General features: G+C 66.9%; 15 protein-coding genes. 9 read left to right on the forward strand and 6 right to left on the reverse strand.

Going from position 1 to position 14292, the window contains the following annotated elements; genetic code table 11:
• Nucleotides 1-91: 91 nt before the first annotated feature.
• Nucleotides 92-562 carry a hypothetical protein gene (locus ACJJVR_RS06595; RefSeq protein ID WP_405403194.1) on the forward strand — a complete coding sequence of 157 codons (471 nt, stop codon included), beginning with the start codon at nt 92-94 and terminating at the stop codon, nt 560-562.
• On the opposite strand, the gene ACJJVR_RS06600 is transcribed toward ACJJVR_RS06595, so the two are convergent.
• The 3 genes from ACJJVR_RS06600 to mnmD all read right to left on the reverse strand — a co-directional run bounded on the left by ACJJVR_RS06600 (nt 559) and on the right by mnmD (nt 3044).
• Nucleotides 559-1320: an ABC transporter permease gene (locus ACJJVR_RS06600; protein WP_405403561.1), complete on the reverse strand. Its 762-nt coding sequence runs from the start codon at nt 1318-1320 to the stop codon at nt 559-561. The genes ACJJVR_RS06595 and ACJJVR_RS06600 overlap by 4 nt on opposite strands.
• A gap of 2 nt (nt 1321-1322) precedes the next feature.
• Nucleotides 1323-2252: an ABC transporter ATP-binding protein gene (locus ACJJVR_RS06605; protein WP_405403195.1), complete on the reverse strand. Its 930-nt coding sequence runs from the start codon at nt 2250-2252 to the stop codon at nt 1323-1325.
• Between the two features lie 108 nt (nt 2253-2360).
• Nucleotides 2361-3044: a tRNA (5-methylaminomethyl-2-thiouridine)(34)-methyltransferase MnmD gene (mnmD, locus tag ACJJVR_RS06610; RefSeq protein WP_405403197.1), complete on the reverse strand. Its 684-nt coding sequence runs from the start codon at nt 3042-3044 to the stop codon at nt 2361-2363.
• Between mnmD and ACJJVR_RS06615 the strand changes: the two genes are divergently transcribed.
• From ACJJVR_RS06615 to ACJJVR_RS06645, 7 genes are all read left to right on the forward strand, one after another.
• Nucleotides 3043-4104, forward strand: a complete 1062-nt coding sequence (locus ACJJVR_RS06615) for an NAD(P)/FAD-dependent oxidoreductase (RefSeq protein ID WP_405403198.1) — start codon at nt 3043-3045, stop codon at nt 4102-4104. The two genes, mnmD and ACJJVR_RS06615, sit on opposite strands and share 2 nt — an antisense overlap.
• Before the next feature lie 96 nt (nt 4105-4200).
• Nucleotides 4201-5469, forward strand: coding sequence for a DUF4202 family protein (locus ACJJVR_RS06620; protein ID WP_405403200.1), 1269 nt, complete (start codon nt 4201-4203; stop codon nt 5467-5469).
• Between the two features lie 1182 nt (nt 5470-6651).
• Nucleotides 6652-6996 carry a hypothetical protein gene (locus tag ACJJVR_RS06625; RefSeq protein ID WP_405403201.1) on the forward strand — a complete coding sequence of 115 codons (345 nt, stop codon included), beginning with the start codon at nt 6652-6654 and terminating at the stop codon, nt 6994-6996.
• Between the two features lie 174 nt (nt 6997-7170).
• Nucleotides 7171-7542 (forward strand): hypothetical protein, encoded by a 372-nt coding sequence (locus ACJJVR_RS06630; protein ID WP_405403202.1) that lies wholly within the window; start codon nt 7171-7173, stop codon nt 7540-7542.
• A 1609-nt stretch (nt 7543-9151) separates the two neighbouring features.
• Nucleotides 9152-9280 (forward strand): hypothetical protein, encoded by a 129-nt coding sequence (locus ACJJVR_RS06635; protein ID WP_405403203.1) that lies wholly within the window; start codon nt 9152-9154, stop codon nt 9278-9280.
• Between the two features lie 146 nt (nt 9281-9426).
• Nucleotides 9427-9681 carry a hypothetical protein gene (locus tag ACJJVR_RS06640; protein WP_405403206.1) on the forward strand — a complete coding sequence of 85 codons (255 nt, stop codon included), beginning with the start codon at nt 9427-9429 and terminating at the stop codon, nt 9679-9681.
• A 944-nt stretch (nt 9682-10625) separates the two neighbouring features.
• Entirely contained in the window at nt 10626-10844 is a 219-nt protein-coding gene (locus ACJJVR_RS06645) for a hypothetical protein (RefSeq protein ID WP_405403207.1), read from the forward strand.
• Between the two features lie 274 nt (nt 10845-11118).
• Here the strand turns inward: ACJJVR_RS06645 and ACJJVR_RS06650 are convergent, their stop codons facing one another.
• Together ACJJVR_RS06650 and ACJJVR_RS06655 are read right to left on the reverse strand one after the other, a co-directional pair.
• Nucleotides 11119-11841 carry a GNAT family N-acetyltransferase gene (locus ACJJVR_RS06650; RefSeq protein ID WP_405403208.1) on the reverse strand — a complete coding sequence of 241 codons (723 nt, stop codon included), beginning with the start codon at nt 11839-11841 and terminating at the stop codon, nt 11119-11121.
• A complete protein-coding gene (locus tag ACJJVR_RS06655) occupies nt 11838-12578 on the reverse strand; it encodes a competence/damage-inducible protein A (RefSeq protein ID WP_405403209.1) in 741 nt (246 codons plus the stop codon). Before ACJJVR_RS06655 ends, ACJJVR_RS06650 begins: the two co-directional genes overlap by 4 nt.
• A 101-nt stretch (nt 12579-12679) precedes the next feature.
• Between ACJJVR_RS06655 and map the strand changes: the two genes are divergently transcribed.
• On the forward strand, nt 12680-13477 hold the full coding sequence (map, locus tag ACJJVR_RS06660) for a type I methionyl aminopeptidase (RefSeq protein WP_405403210.1): 798 nt from the start codon (nt 12680-12682) through the stop codon (nt 13475-13477).
• Nucleotides 13478-13628: 151 nt separating this feature from the next.
• On the opposite strand, the gene ACJJVR_RS06665 is transcribed toward map, so the two are convergent.
• The gene (locus ACJJVR_RS06665; RefSeq protein ID WP_405403211.1) at nt 13629-14225 is read right to left on the reverse strand and encodes a YqgE/AlgH family protein; all 597 of its coding nucleotides are present in this window, start codon (nt 14223-14225) and stop codon (nt 13629-13631) included.
• Nucleotides 14226-14292 lie beyond the last annotated feature (67 nt).

The raw sequence follows: 14292 nt of genomic DNA on the forward strand, positions 1-14292 counted from the left end.
GGCAACCGGTTCATGGCGATGTGCGTTCCCGATGCCCACCGTCGCCGGAACGTGATTTCACCCGCGCCCGCAAATAGGACCAGATGTCACCATGACCAAGACACCCAGCCTTGCCCTGATCCTTGCTGTCGCGCTGACGGCCGCCGCCCCCGCCATGGCCCAGCAACCGCAGGGCATCCAACGCGCCGACGCGTTCATCGACGTCTGGAACAACCGTGGCGGCAATGTGCTGGAGATGGTGCAGACCCGGCAGGAGCTGGCGTCGTCGGGGCGGACCGTGCGCATCCGCGGCTATTGCCGGTCGGCCTGCACGATCCTGACCACGATGCCCAATGCCTGTCTGGGGCCGCAGGCGCGGATCGGGTTTCATGCGCCCCGCATTCAGGGCACCCAGATCATTCCGCCCTATGTCGACCAGATCATGGGCAACTTCTATCGCGGCGGCATTCGTGACCGGTGGTTCGGCGGCTGGAACCGGTCGATGAAGATGCAGATCATCACCGCCCGCGAATACGTCCGTCTGGACCCGCAGGCACGCATCTGCGACAGCATCCGCGGTTAGTCGCGCAGCCGCCAGCCTGTGGCAAAGATCCAGCGGATCACGGCCAGACAGATCACGACCATGATCCCCACCGCCACCAGCGACACCCCGACAGGCACATCGGCCAGCCCAAAGAACGACCAGCGGAACCCGGAAATCAGGTACAGGACCGGGTTCAGTTTGGCCACTCCCTCCCAGAAGGGGGGCAGCATGCTGGCCGAATAGAAGGCCCCGCCGAGAAAGACCAACGGCATGATGATCATCATCGGCACGATCTGCAGCTGTTCGAACGATTTCGCCCACAGACCGATGATGAAGCCCAGCAGGCTGAAGCCGATCGAGGACAGGACCAGAAACGCCACCATCCAGAACGGGTGCAGGATGTGGACGCCGACAAAGACGAAACTGGTCAGCAGGATCACCAGCGCGATCAAGATCGATTTCACCGCCGCCGCGCCGACAAAGCCCATCGTGACCTCGATCCAGCCGACGGGGGACACCAGATATTCATAGATCGTGCCGCTGAACTTCGGGAAATAGATGCCAAAGCTGGCATTGCTGACGGCCTGTTGCAGCACCGTCAGCATCATCAGGCCGGGCACGATGAAGGCCGCGTATTCGACCCCCTCGACCGACTGGATGCGCCCGCCGATGGCCGCACCGAAGACCACGAAATACAGCACCGTGGACAGCACGGGCGATGCCAGCGACTGCCAGATGGTGCGAAAGAACCGCATCATCTCGTGGTGAAAGATGGACCAGACGCCAAACCAGTTGATGTTCATGCCGCGTCCTCGGAGACCAGAGACAGAAAGACGTCCTCAAGGCTGGATTGCCGCGTGGACACGTCGCGCACGGTGATGCCGTGTGTTGCCAGGTCGCCCAGCAGGCGCGCGATGCCGGTGCGTTCGGCCCGCGTGTCGTATTCGAACGACAGCCGCCGCCCGTCATCCGACAGGGTCAGCCCGCGCCCGCCCAGATCGTCGGGGATCGCGGTCAGGGGCTGATCCAGTTCGATGGACAGGGTCTTTTTCCCGAAATCGCCCATCAGGTCGGCGGTGGGCTTGACCAGCAGCAGGCGGCCCTTGGCGATGACGCCGATGCGGTCCGCCATCTCTTCGGCCTCTTCCAGATAATGCGTGGTCAGGATGATCGTCACACCCTCGCGGCGCAGATCGCCCACCACCTGCCACATCTCGCGCCGCAGGGCCACATCGACGCCGGCGGTCGGCTCGTCCAGGAACAGCACCTTGGGCTGGTGCGACAGCGCCTTGGCGATCAGCACACGGCGCTTCATGCCGCCCGACAGCTCGCGCGTGGCGGCGTCGCGCTTGTCCCACAGCGACAGCGACCGCAGGATGCGTTCGATATAGGCATCGTCCGGGGGCATGCCGTACAGCCCGCGGGTAAAGCGGACGCAGTTGATGACCTTTTCGAACGGCTCCAGCGCGATCTCCTGGGGGACCAGGCCGATCAGCTTGCGCGCGGCGCGCCAGTCGGTGCGGATGTCGTGCCCGCCCACGCGGACCGTGCCGCCGGTCGGTACCACCAGCCCGCAGATGATGGAAATCAACGTGGTCTTTCCCGCCCCGTTGGGGCCCAGCAGGGCGATGATCTCTCCCTCGTCGATGGACAGGGTCACGTCGTCCAGCGCCTTGGTGCCGCTGCCGTATTCCTTGGACAGGTGGTCGATGTCGATGATCGCGCCCATGCGCCTCTCCTATAGGTGAGTTCGGGGACAAGAGCGCGGGCCGCGCACGGGTGTCCGGTCCCGCAGATAGGTCCTGCCCGACCCGATTGCCAGTCCGGCACGCCGGATTCAGCCGTTTTGCGCGGTCAGCCGCCCCCGGCTCATGTGGCGCTTGCGCCCGAAACCGGGGCTGCGGACGACGTCGAACCCCGCATCCGACAGCGATTGGCGGACATGGCCCGCGGCGGTATAGGTCGCGAAGGTGCCGCCGGGCGCGGTATGCGCGCACACCTGCGCCATCACATCCGCCCCCCACATCTGCGGGTTCTTGGCGGGGGAAAACCCGTCCAGAAACCACGCATCCGCCGCCTGCCCCCACGCGGGCAACGTATCGCGCACATCGCCCAGGATCACCGTCAGGTCGACCTGCCCCACCCGGACCGTCCCCTGCCCCCAGCCGTCGCGCAGTTGCGCCGCAAGGTCGGCCAGATCGGGAAAGGCTGCATGGGCCTGTTCCAGCTGGGCGCGGCTTAACGGCCATGCCTCAAAGCTGGTCATCCGCACCGGCACCATGGCCACCTGCGCCAGGGCCAGCGCGTTCAGCCCGGTGCCGAACCCCGTCTCGGCCACGTGGAACCCCGGCGTCAGCCGCGCGGGCAGGTCGTTGCCCGCCAGAAATACGTGCCGCGTCTCGTCCAGGCCGCCGCCCAGACTGAAATAGGGGTCGTCGAACTGCTGCGACACGGGAACGCCACCGTCGCACCAGTCCAGCGCAGGCTCGTCATCGGGGCGGGGATGGGTTAGGTCGCTCATGGCACATCTGTCGGGAAAGGGCGCGGCTTTGGCAAGGGTGATCCATGTGGCGGGCGGCGGCATCTTTGGGCTGGCATGCGCGTGGGCGCTGATCCGGCGCGGTGCGCGCGTCACGGTTTTCGAGGCGGCGACCATCGGCGCGGGGTCATCCGGCGGGCATGTCGGCGCACTGGCCCCCCACGCACCCGACCCCTGGAACACCAAGAAACAGCTGCAGTTGGACAGCCTGCTGGCCGCCCCCGCCTTTTGGGCGGGTGTCGAACAGGCATCCCGCCTGCCCACCGGCTATGCCCGCACAGGCCGCCTGCAGCCCGTGCCCGACGCGGACACCGCCGCCCGCCTGCCCGACCGAATCGCGGCCGCCGCGCGGCAATGGCCCGCCGCCATGGGCATGGCCCTGACCCACGACCCGCACGGCCCACTGATCCCGCCCAGCCCCACCGGGCTGTGGCTGACCGACGGCCTGACCGCCCGCCTGAACCCACGCGCCGCCCTGCAGGCGCTGGCCGCGGCAATCCGCGCCGGGGGCGGCCAAGTCCATGAACACACCCCTGCCCCCGACGACCACGCCCCCACGATCTGGGCCACCGGCACGGCGGGCCTGATGGCGCTGACCACCGCGCTGGACCGCAAGATCGGCCAAGGGGTCAAGGGACAATCGCTGCTGCTGTCGCACGCTGCCCCCGACAGCCCCCAGGTCTTTGCCGACGGGCTGCACATCGTCCCCCATGCCGACGGCACCACGGCCATCGGCTCGACCTCGGAAAACACCTGGGACCATGATGCGCCCGACGACCAGGCCCAGGCCCTGCTGACCCGCGCCACAGCGATCTGTCCGGCGCTGGCGGACGCGCCCGTCCTCGACATCTGGGCGGGTCTGCGCCCCCGTGCCCGGTCACGCGCGCCGGTTCTGGCCCCGTGGCCCGGTCGCCCCGGCCACCTGATCGCCAATGGCGGTTTCAAGATCGGCTTTGGCATGGCCCCGCTGATCGCCGACCTGACGGCACAGATCCTGCTGGACGAGCGGCAGGACATTCCGGATCTCTTTGCCCTGCCCTGATACTTGTTTGCGCGCCCTGCGCCGGGCGGCACCCTTCGGCGCTTGCCACCCCGCCCCCCCATGCGCACAGTTGCCCGAAACCAGCCGGAGCCCGCGATGACCCGCCTCGACCACGCCTTTACCGCCATCGACGCCGCCAATGCACAGGACCCTAATCTGGATGACGGGCAACCCGCCAACCTGCTCTATGGCCAGCGGATGACCGCGGAACAGCAACGCCTGTTCCCCGACGCCGATGATGCCCTGCGCATCGCCTGCCGGGGACAGCATGTCGAACGGTGGCTGCTGCCGCGCAGTGACTATCCGATGAACCGCCCCGGCTATCTGGCATGGCGCCAGGAACAGGGACGGCGGCATGCCGACCGCATTGCGGGCATCATGGCGGATGCGGGCTATTCCACCGACGACATCGACCACGCGCGCAGGATGCTGACGAAACAGGGCATCAAGCGCGATCCTCGGGTTCAGGCGCTGGAGGATGTGATCTGCTTCACCTTCATCCGCTGGTATCTGGGCGATTTCATGGCCGAACAGCCCGACCACAAGATCCCCCGCATCATCGAAAAGACCGCCCGCAAGATGTCCGCCGATGCCCGCGCCCGCGCGCTGGCCGAATTTCCGATGCCCGACGCGCTGGCGCAGTATTTCCACGACGCCGACCAACCGCAGACCCTGTCGCGCGCCGTCATCGTCTCGCACGGCCAGCCCGGCGACCCCGCCCCCCAACAGCAGGCGATCGAGGCGCTGGCCGCCCAAGTTGCTGCCCATGCCCCGGGCGTCGAGGTGCTGGGCGCGACCCTGGCCGACCCTGACGCCCTGCCCGGCACCTGCCGCAGTGACTGCATCATCTATCCGATGTTCATGGCCGAGGGCTGGTTCACCGGCATCGAACTGCCCCGCCGCCTGACCCAGGCCGGGGCGCCGGGTGCGCATATCATGCGCCCCTTTGGCACCGATCCGGGCCTGGATGCGCTGGTCGTCGAAAAGGCCCGTCAGGCGGCCGATGCACAGGGCTGGGCGCTGTCGGACACGACGCTGCTGCTGTCGGCGCACGGGTCGCAGCGCGGGCAGGCCAGCCACGACATCACCATGGCGCTGGCCGCGCGCATCGCACCGCATTTCGCCCGCGTCGTTGCGGGATTCGTCGAACAGGAACCCTTCATCGCCGACGCGGCGCGCGATCTGGGTCAGGCCATCAGCCTGCCGCTGTTCGCGCTGCGTGCCGAACATGTGCTGGACGACCTGCCGCAGGCGCTGGATCAGGCGGGTTTTGCCGGTCCACGGCTGGACCCGGTGGGTCTGGCGCCCGAAGTGCCAGCGATGATCGCGGCCTCGATCGCCGCGGAGGTTTCAAACTTGAAATGATCCTGCGCCCGGACCGGCCCGCTGTGCAAGGGATGCGTGTTCTGTCCGGGCGGCGAACCTGCGGGCCTTTCTTTCGAGATGTCGATAACGCTGCGCGGTGTGAATGGCACGGAACGCAACGGGCCACGGTGGGCGGTGGCGCGGCGTGATGCCTCCGTGCCCTGCGTGGCCGAGACACAGAGCACGGAGGCACAGGCGATCCACGACCACGTTTTTATGGGGGCGACATCACGATGATACGCGACAGGCCCCGGCAGGTTCCGGCGGCTGACAGTCGGCGCATGTCTCATCGATCGACGTCGCGACCTTCATCGTCAAATGCCCCAAGCCACCCTGAACGCGATGGCATCCAAGGTCGTGACGAAGGCTCAGATCGCCCGCACCTGACGCAACGCGTGCAGGAACCGGCTGGCAGCGGACGATCGGCTATCGAACGCCGTACCGATGGGTGACGCGGCAGCGACAGGGCATGCCCCCATGGAGTCCGCGGCGCGGCTGGCCCCGCACCGCGTCATCGTCTTGTCCACGGCGCAGTCCTGCGTTCCGATTAACTGGCGCGCCGTCCGCTACGGGGAACGTGCCAAGGGCGGCGCAAGGCCGAGCGTTTCCCTGTTGGCCACCGTCAGCCCCGATGGCCGCGTCACGCCAGCCTGGCGTGGCCCCTGTGCCGCCGACAATAAGCGGGCGTGGCAGGGGATCACCACTGTTCATGTTGCGGAAACCGATGCGAGGATTTGCCGTCAGATCGACCAGCGGGCCGCAGCGGGTCCGCCCGCATCGGGTCTCAGGGGATGAACCAGCCGCTGGCGGGGGCACTCTGCAAACCCATCGCGCCCTGCCTGTGTGCGACGACAACAACGCCAGCCTGCAGAACCGACCGCGGTGGTTGCCGGGGGTGGTCGCCGCCACCCGCGTCGTCTGACCGGACAGCAGGTCGATGTCCGTCCGCATCTTGGTTACCGACCGAACCGGTGCCGACATCATGCCGGACGATTCAGGCGCCTTGCGCGACGGGGCGCGGATACCGTCGAGGTGTCCGCCAGACAGACGACGCCCGGCGCGCGGCCAGTTCGTGGCCATCTGTTCCACACGCCTTTTGCGACCGCATCCCCCCACGACGCATGGCTGGACATGATGGCGGCGAGAAATAGCATGCCCGGCCAACGGCCTAACGGCACCCTGATGGCCAAACCCGCAGATCCGGACGCGCTGGCGGTCGGCCTGATCCGTGCCGTGCCGGGCGACGTCAGCGACGAAGATCAGGTGCACGCCACAGAGAACTCCGTCGCCCCATGCCCTGTGATGATCTGCAATGCCCACATCGCCGGAGCCGCGCCATCTGCCCGCACCGCGCGTGACCAGCTGCGCTACATCATCGCGGTGACGCTGACGGATGCGTGCCTGATCGTTCGGAGAGCCTTGGCGCAGTTGTGGGCGGGGGACCGGTTGATCGCGGTCGGGCTGCGGGGCGCGACCTCTGCCACAGGCATGGCATGGCGGTGCAGGCGGGGATACGTCTATGGCTGACTGACCGCACCGGATGAGGTCCATCGGGGTGACGCTGTGTCTGGCCTCCAATGCAGGGGCCGACGTAAATGCCGTGATCCTCAACGGAATGATGCGCGCATAAGCGACCCGTCCAAGCCGCAGCTCTAGGCCTGAATCCGTATGCTGGGCGTGACGCGGGGGGCCAGGAACCACATGCGTGATGGTCTGCGCCGCGCGTATGGGTCCGCGCCGTGGCGCAGGCGCGACGGCGCGGTCATGTCAGAACTGTCGCGGCTGTTGCTGGTGTCAAATGGCACCGTCACGGCGGTCGTCGCCTGCCCCCAAGGGGCGGATGCGTTCAAGATCATGCCCCGCGACCACAAAATCAAGGTCGCCGCGATCATGGGGCGTTTGTCCCAGCCCGATCCGCAGGCGCTGCAGGCCATCTTGTTCCGGGCCAGAGGGACCGAATGGCCCCCGTCACCACTAGCCGACCCATCGCAAGACAATATTTGCCTTGGCGTTGGATATGGCGATGCAGGCCAGCCATGGCGGATAACCCCGTTCTGGCGGCGACGTCCGTGATGTCGTCGGCCCGCTGGTCGGGGTGGACATGCCGCAGCCGTTGATCGCTGCCCGGATGACAGAGAATGATCGGCGCGACGATCCATCGCAGCGGGACGGTGATCGGCGCGGTCGGGAGCAGTGCGATCATGGCGATGCTCAGCGACATGCAGCCGGGGGCAGCGTCCATCTGAGTGAACGGTGCGGAATGCGATATGGACGCTGCAGTGGAGCGTGGGCAAGGGCCGGACGGCACAGCAATTGCCTCCAGGCTACGTGCTGCGCCCGCCCGTGAGGGCGAATGGGGCGCTGAACCGGCCCGCATGACGACGTTTTCGCGGCAGCGATGGATCTGGCGCGCGATAGGGGCATGGCATCACCAGGATGCTACTGTCGATAAAATGAATCATCGCGCTGGATCCTGCGATTGCGCCCGAGGCCAAGGCCATCGGCATGAGGACGCGCAATGTCAGACGCGCCTGTCGTGCCCCTGTCGTCAGAGCCGTCCCGTTGATTTAAAGAAGGCCGATCTATCGCGTATTGAACGAAGCAGCCGACCAATCGCGTCTTTCCGGCGGAGATGCGATGAACCCGCCCACGCTGTGCCTGATCCGCGACACGCTGGTGCGTCCTGGTTGGATGGCGGATCTCACCGTTGCCGTGCGCGCGGTGGCGACCACGGCGCGGCGCGGTGGTGACGGGTGGTGTCTGAACGGGGAAAGACCCTATGGTTCGACTGTGTTCGCGCAGAGGGCTGTCGGCCTGTCTATTGTTCGCGAACACGACCCGGCTGGACGCCATCAATCGGATTCAGGTCATGGCCCGGCATCCGTTGGAGCGTCTGTGCCTGACGGGCGCGCGTTTGGCCCGTTACGCGGACATAGGGCAGCCGGAACAGACGGTCAGGATCGCCGTCACGCTGCTGGACTGTCTCCATGCTGCGGCGGGCAAGGGTACCGGTGTTTGCGCGCAGGGCGCTGGACGGGCCGCCGGCCCGCTGCGGCCGCGACAGAACCACGCACGTCGATGGTGGAACTTCAGAGGGTCCGGGGGCATCTGACCGACATAGTCCTGACGATCGGCGCCCTGCTGATCTGTCGGGCGGCCTGAACCAAGGGCCACTGTGCCTGCCGCATCCCCGTGGCACGGGCGAGCACCTGTATCCCAACAGGCTCTGACCAATATGGGACGCGAACGGGCGTACAGACCGTTGCGAATGGTAGTGTCGTTTCACACTATGTTCCACCCGACTGACCGGAACGAATGAATCCCGACGGTCGAGCATCCCTCCCGGCCCGTGCTGAGCACGCACGATGGTTGATCACCTGCATCCGGCCATACCACCGGGATCATGGTGTGGGGGCTGGTGGCTTGCGACCCAGACCAACCCCGGTGACTTCGCGGGACAGGTTTCAAGCGCACAACAATATCGTCACAGCCCTGCGCAAGGGCGGCGCAGCATATCGGGGCGTTATTGGGCGACGGTATCGGGCCATGGCACCCGCACAGTTCGCGGCCATGATCGCAGACTCCACCACGATGGGAATCCAAGCCGCTGCGATCGCGTACGATCACCGTGACCGGCATGCTGCGGCCACGTGGCCATGAGGATACGCGACCGCGCGACAGCATGCCCCCGCCAGACGCCTGTCCGCGGATCGACGTGTCGGGATGCGACTATGCCGACTGGCTGAACGCCGTGGCGGAAGCGACCTGTGTCATGGTCGGTCGGGGATTCAGGGCTCTGGTCGCGCAATGAGCGGGCGCGAACCTTTGAAAAGCCGTTGGAGTGACCGAAGCGCCTGACCGATGCGCTATTCGCGGATCACTACGCGGTAACCGTGCGTGGGTCCGATCGGCGGACAGCGGGGCGATGCTTATCGACACCAAGCGCATGAAGCCGCGATGCCGCTGTCGCAGGTCATCGACAGGGCGCGCGTGCATCATACGATATGCCACACGCGGCGGATGGCGGCGGCCACACTGACGACGGTGGTAGGGTTCGACGGGACGGGCATCCGCAGCGTGGAGCCGGGCTGTCCCGCCCTGACGAAACCGGCGCGCATTCAGGCCATGCGGATCGGGCATGACGAATTGACGCTGTCGGGCATGGACCTTGGGGGGCGGTCGGAAAGATTGCAGCCACGATGGCATTTCTGATGCTAAAAACTGCTGAACGCGGACGCCGATGCGTGCGACGTGTCGAAAGAGATTTCAGCCGATGTGTTCGGAGGCGCGCCATCGTGAGCTTGTCCGTATGGCCCCAGCGTGCTGGCGCCTGCGCCTTGGGGCCAGCGCGGTGCTGCTGGAGAATACGTCGACCCCGACGCGGCCGCGGCGTGGCGGAGGATGCTGCGCCATTAGCTCCGGGGGGGCCGACCTGTCCAGCCAACGGAAGGTCGTCAGGAAGACGGGAAACTGCCGGTGCAAACCCGGCAATATCAGGGCGCGCGGTTCCATGCCACTGCACGCTGTGACGATACCGGCGGGCAGGGCAAAGAGGCCGCGCCACGTGCGGGTAGCGACGTTGTGGAATGCACGCTGATCCGTGCCGTCGATGCGGAATGTGGGCCGGACCGTCGGGCCCATGTCGTGCAGGGCCATGCGCCCGCCCTCGGAATCGCCACGACAGAAAAGCTGCAGCGCGATGTCAGGACCGTGGTCGTGTGTATCCCCGCCCGGTCCTGTACCCGCGGCGCTTTCAAGAACACAGACTGGCAAGATCCGGAAGATCAGGCTGAGCAATGACTATGCGACCCCGCAGATGAGGGTGCCCGCATGTCGTCGGACGGCGCATGCCCCATGGCAATTACCGTGGGCCACATCGGCGACTGACAGCCCCCAGCCGCGATGTGATCGTGCATGATGCGATGCGGTTCGTCATGCCAGCAGATACCCGGAGTTTGGATGACGCTGGTACTGTCGAAGGTGGGAACTGCGCGCGACGGACGCGCCCGGGGCGACTGGGCCCGCCCTAAAAGATGGTGATGCGCGTAAGGCGGATCATGGCATTGCTGAACTCCCCTAGGGACGTGCTGCGCATCATAACCTTGCGGGAGTACGTCAATTGACGCCCCACGCTGGCCGAAATCGTTGGGTTCCGCATGCATTGGTTCCAGCTGACCATGCGCATCGCCAGCAGCCCGGACACCGCAATGATCGCACTGCATGCAAATGGCCCCTATCTTGTCACCGCCCCAGACTGCGCACGGCTGTCGTTTTGCGGCGCGGTCTGGGGTGGCAAGGTTCGATCTGGCGACGCGGGCCTAGCTGATCTGATCCTGTGCGGGCGGCGCGACGATGCGATCCGCCACCGTATTTGACCTGTCCGAGATTGCCGGAACGCGTATCTGTTTTGCGGATCGATTTCGGCGCCGACGGTTCGACCGTGTCATGACTGTGGGAAGGGTCGTCAGGTTCAAGCGCCGATCGGGGTACACGACGCCGTGTGACCGATCAGCGTCGGATGCTGGACATAGCACAGTCCCCGGACATCCTTGGGGGGGGTGGACGGCCGCGCCTGACCGGCCGTCGACGGCCGGGGCCGCGGCCGTCGGTGGCACCCGGACCTGCGGCCCGGGTGCGGTCGATCAGGGGTCAGGCGGTGCGGCCGTAATAAGCGTAGCTGCCCGCCACGGCAAAGCCAATGCTGGCATAGGTGGCCTGGGCCGCTGTATTTGCGCGGCTGACGGCCAGGCCGGCGCGCGTGGCGCCCAGATCCTGCGCCCAATGCGCCGCTTGGCGCATCATCCAGCCGGCAAGGCCCTGACGGCGAAACGCGGGCAGGACCTCGATCGCATGGACCATTGCGACCCGGTCATGCAGTGCGACGAAACCGGCGCCCGCGGCGCGGTCGCTGATGCGGCCCAGCAAGGCGGCCTTGGGCTGGGAAACGCGTTCCATGACGCCCTGGCGCGCAGCGTCGATGTTGCCTGCGACCCAGATCTGGCGCTGGATCGCCAGCGGGGGCCAGATGGCAAAGGCGGTCACGGGGGGGACGGGCCGGTCGGTCAGCGCAGACAGGGGCGCCGCCATGATCAGCGTCGGAGTATGGGCGGTCAGGCCGCGCGCGGTCAGGGCGGCAATCAAGTCCGCCTCGTCGCCCCAAGCGCGGAACAGCGGCGGTTGCCCCCATGAGGCGTGGCGCGCGCAGGCGGCATCAATATCGTCATGCGCCCATGGCCCGACTGCGATGGCCGAGCTGACACGTCCACCAGCACCCGCGCCGCGCCCGACCAGGAACCCGCCGCAGCGGACTGATTCGGCGGGCGGCCAGGTCGCCTCGAACGCGGCCACCAGATCGGGGTCGGGCCTGCTCACAGCCCGATGCGTGCCCGCAATGCGGCCATCGCCTGATCGACACGCGTGGCGTCCAGGCCCCGCACGACAAGGTTCGTGCCCCACCCGCTGTCATCACGAAAGGGGTACGACCCCAGAGACAGGTCGGCGAAATCGGCGGCGACGGCCTTGAGGTCCTCGGCCACCTCGCTTTCGCCGCGGCGGACCTCGACGGTCAGGGACTGCACCGGGCGACCCACGGGCAGCTGCGGGATCAGCCAGGCGACCATGGCGCGGAACACCTCGGGGACGCCGGCCATCACATGGGTCGCACCGATCGAGAAGCCGGGGGCCGCGGACACGGCGTTGTCGATCAGCGTGGCGCCCACCGGGATGCGGGCCATGCGCAGGCGATTCTCGTTCAGATCGACGCCCATGCGGTCGCAGCGATCCTGCAACAGGGCGCGGGCGGTGGGGTTGACCTCGACCGTGGTCGCATGGGCGGCGGCAACCGCGTCGGCGGTGATGTCGTCATGCGTGGGCCCGATGCCGCCCGACGTGAACAGCAGGTCGTAGGCGCCCCCCAGGGTCCGGTCCAGCGCGCGGATCGCGTCCACGATGCGTTCGGGGTCGTCCGCCACGACGCGGATTTCCTGCAGGTCGATGCCGGTGGCGGTCAGCACCTGGGCCAGATGGTGGGCGTTCCCCTCGCGGGTGCGGCCCGACAGGATCTCGTCGCCGATGACCAGGATGGCGGCTGTGGGGTTGTCGGACTGCATGAGGCTCTCCCTTGGGTGTGGGTCTCATCTATGCCTGCGGGCGGGGCTGGAACAAGTGGGCGCGCGTCTCTATCTAGGGCGGCAGACAGAAAGGATCAGCGATGGACGAAGGCCGTATCACGAGGGAAGGCATCCGCCTGCACATGCCCGGGGATTTCGCAGGCATGCGGGCGGCGGGCGCCCTGGCCGCGCGGATCCTGGACGAGGTGGGGCCGATGGTCGCACCGGGCGTCACCACCGGTGCGCTGGACGACTTCATCCGCAACCGGGTGACGGAACTGGGCGCGACATCCGCCACGATCGGCTATCGCGGATATCAGCACGCCAGCTGCATCAGTGTGAACCACGTGGTGTGCCACGGCATTCCGGGGGACAAGAGCCTCAAGGACGGCGATATCCTGAACATCGACGTGACGGTGATTCTGGACGGCTGGTTCGGCGATACCAGCCGGATGTACGTGGCGGGCAAGCCGTCGCTCAAGGCGCAGCGGCTGCTGCAGGTGACCCACGACGCGCTGATGAAGGGGATCGAGGCCGTGCGCCCCGGCGCGACCTTCGGCGACATCGGCGCGGCCATCCAGACCTATGCCGAGGAACGACGCATGTCCGTGGTGCGCGATTTCTGCGGCCACGGAATCGGGCGGGTATTCCATTCGCCGCCGAACGTGCTGCATTTCGGGCGCGCGGGCAAAGGGCCGGTGCTGGAAGAGGGCATGTTCTTCACGATCGAGCCGATGATCAACCTGGGCCGCCCGGAGACCAAGGTGCTGGCCGACGACTGGACAGCCGTAACGCGCGACAAATCGCTGTCGGCACAGTTCGAACATTCGATCGGCGTGAATGTGGACGGATGCGAGATCTTTACACCGTCGGACCGGTTCTTCCCCGAACTGTCCTGACCAATAGCGTCCCGCGGTGGCCGGGGGCGCTCCGCCCCCCGGACCCCCCGGGCGTTGCGACAGCCCATGGGTGAGAGGCCTAAACGCGGCGTCCTCCGCCCCCGGGGGTCCGGGGGGTGGAACCCCCCGGGCGCCGCGCGGGACGCAAGGGTCAGGCGCGACCAGCCGCCGCCGACAGCAGCGACGGGTCGATCCCCTGTGCACGCAGCGCGCGCTGCCACTTGTCCTCGTGCGACAAATCGAAAATCAGGTCTTCAGCGCCATCCCCCGTCAGCCATCCGTTGGCCAGCATCTCTGTCTCCAACTGCCCGGGGCCCCAACCGGCGTAGCCCAGTGCCAGCACCGCAGGGTCAGGACCATAGCCCTGCGCCAGCTCGACCAGGATGTCGCGCGTCGTTGTCATTGCCAGCGCATGCCCGATGCGCATGCGCCCCTCGGGGTCTTCACCGTGCTCCGCCACCTTGTGCAACACGAACCCGCGTCCGGGTTCAACGGGACCGCCAAAGCGGATCTCTATGGGGCGGGCGTCCTCTTCGGCCTCGATGCCTAGCTGTTCCAACAGATCGCCGAAACCGATCTCGGGCAGCGGGCGGTTCAGCACCAGTCCCATCGCGCCTTCATCCGAATGCGCGCACACCAATACCACCGACCGTTCGAATCGCGGATCGCTCATGCCGGGCATGGCGATCAGGATCTTGCCGGTCAGGTTGCGGTCTTGGGCGGAATCACCGGGGATGCTGGTCATCATGTCTCCTTTTCATGACAGATCGGGACTGGGACGGGATGTTGCAAGGCTTGCGCGCAATTGTGACTTT

The sequence above is a fragment of the Paracoccus sp. Ld10 genome (assembly GCF_045064235.1).
GTDB lineage: Bacteria > Pseudomonadota > Alphaproteobacteria > Rhodobacterales > Rhodobacteraceae > Paracoccus.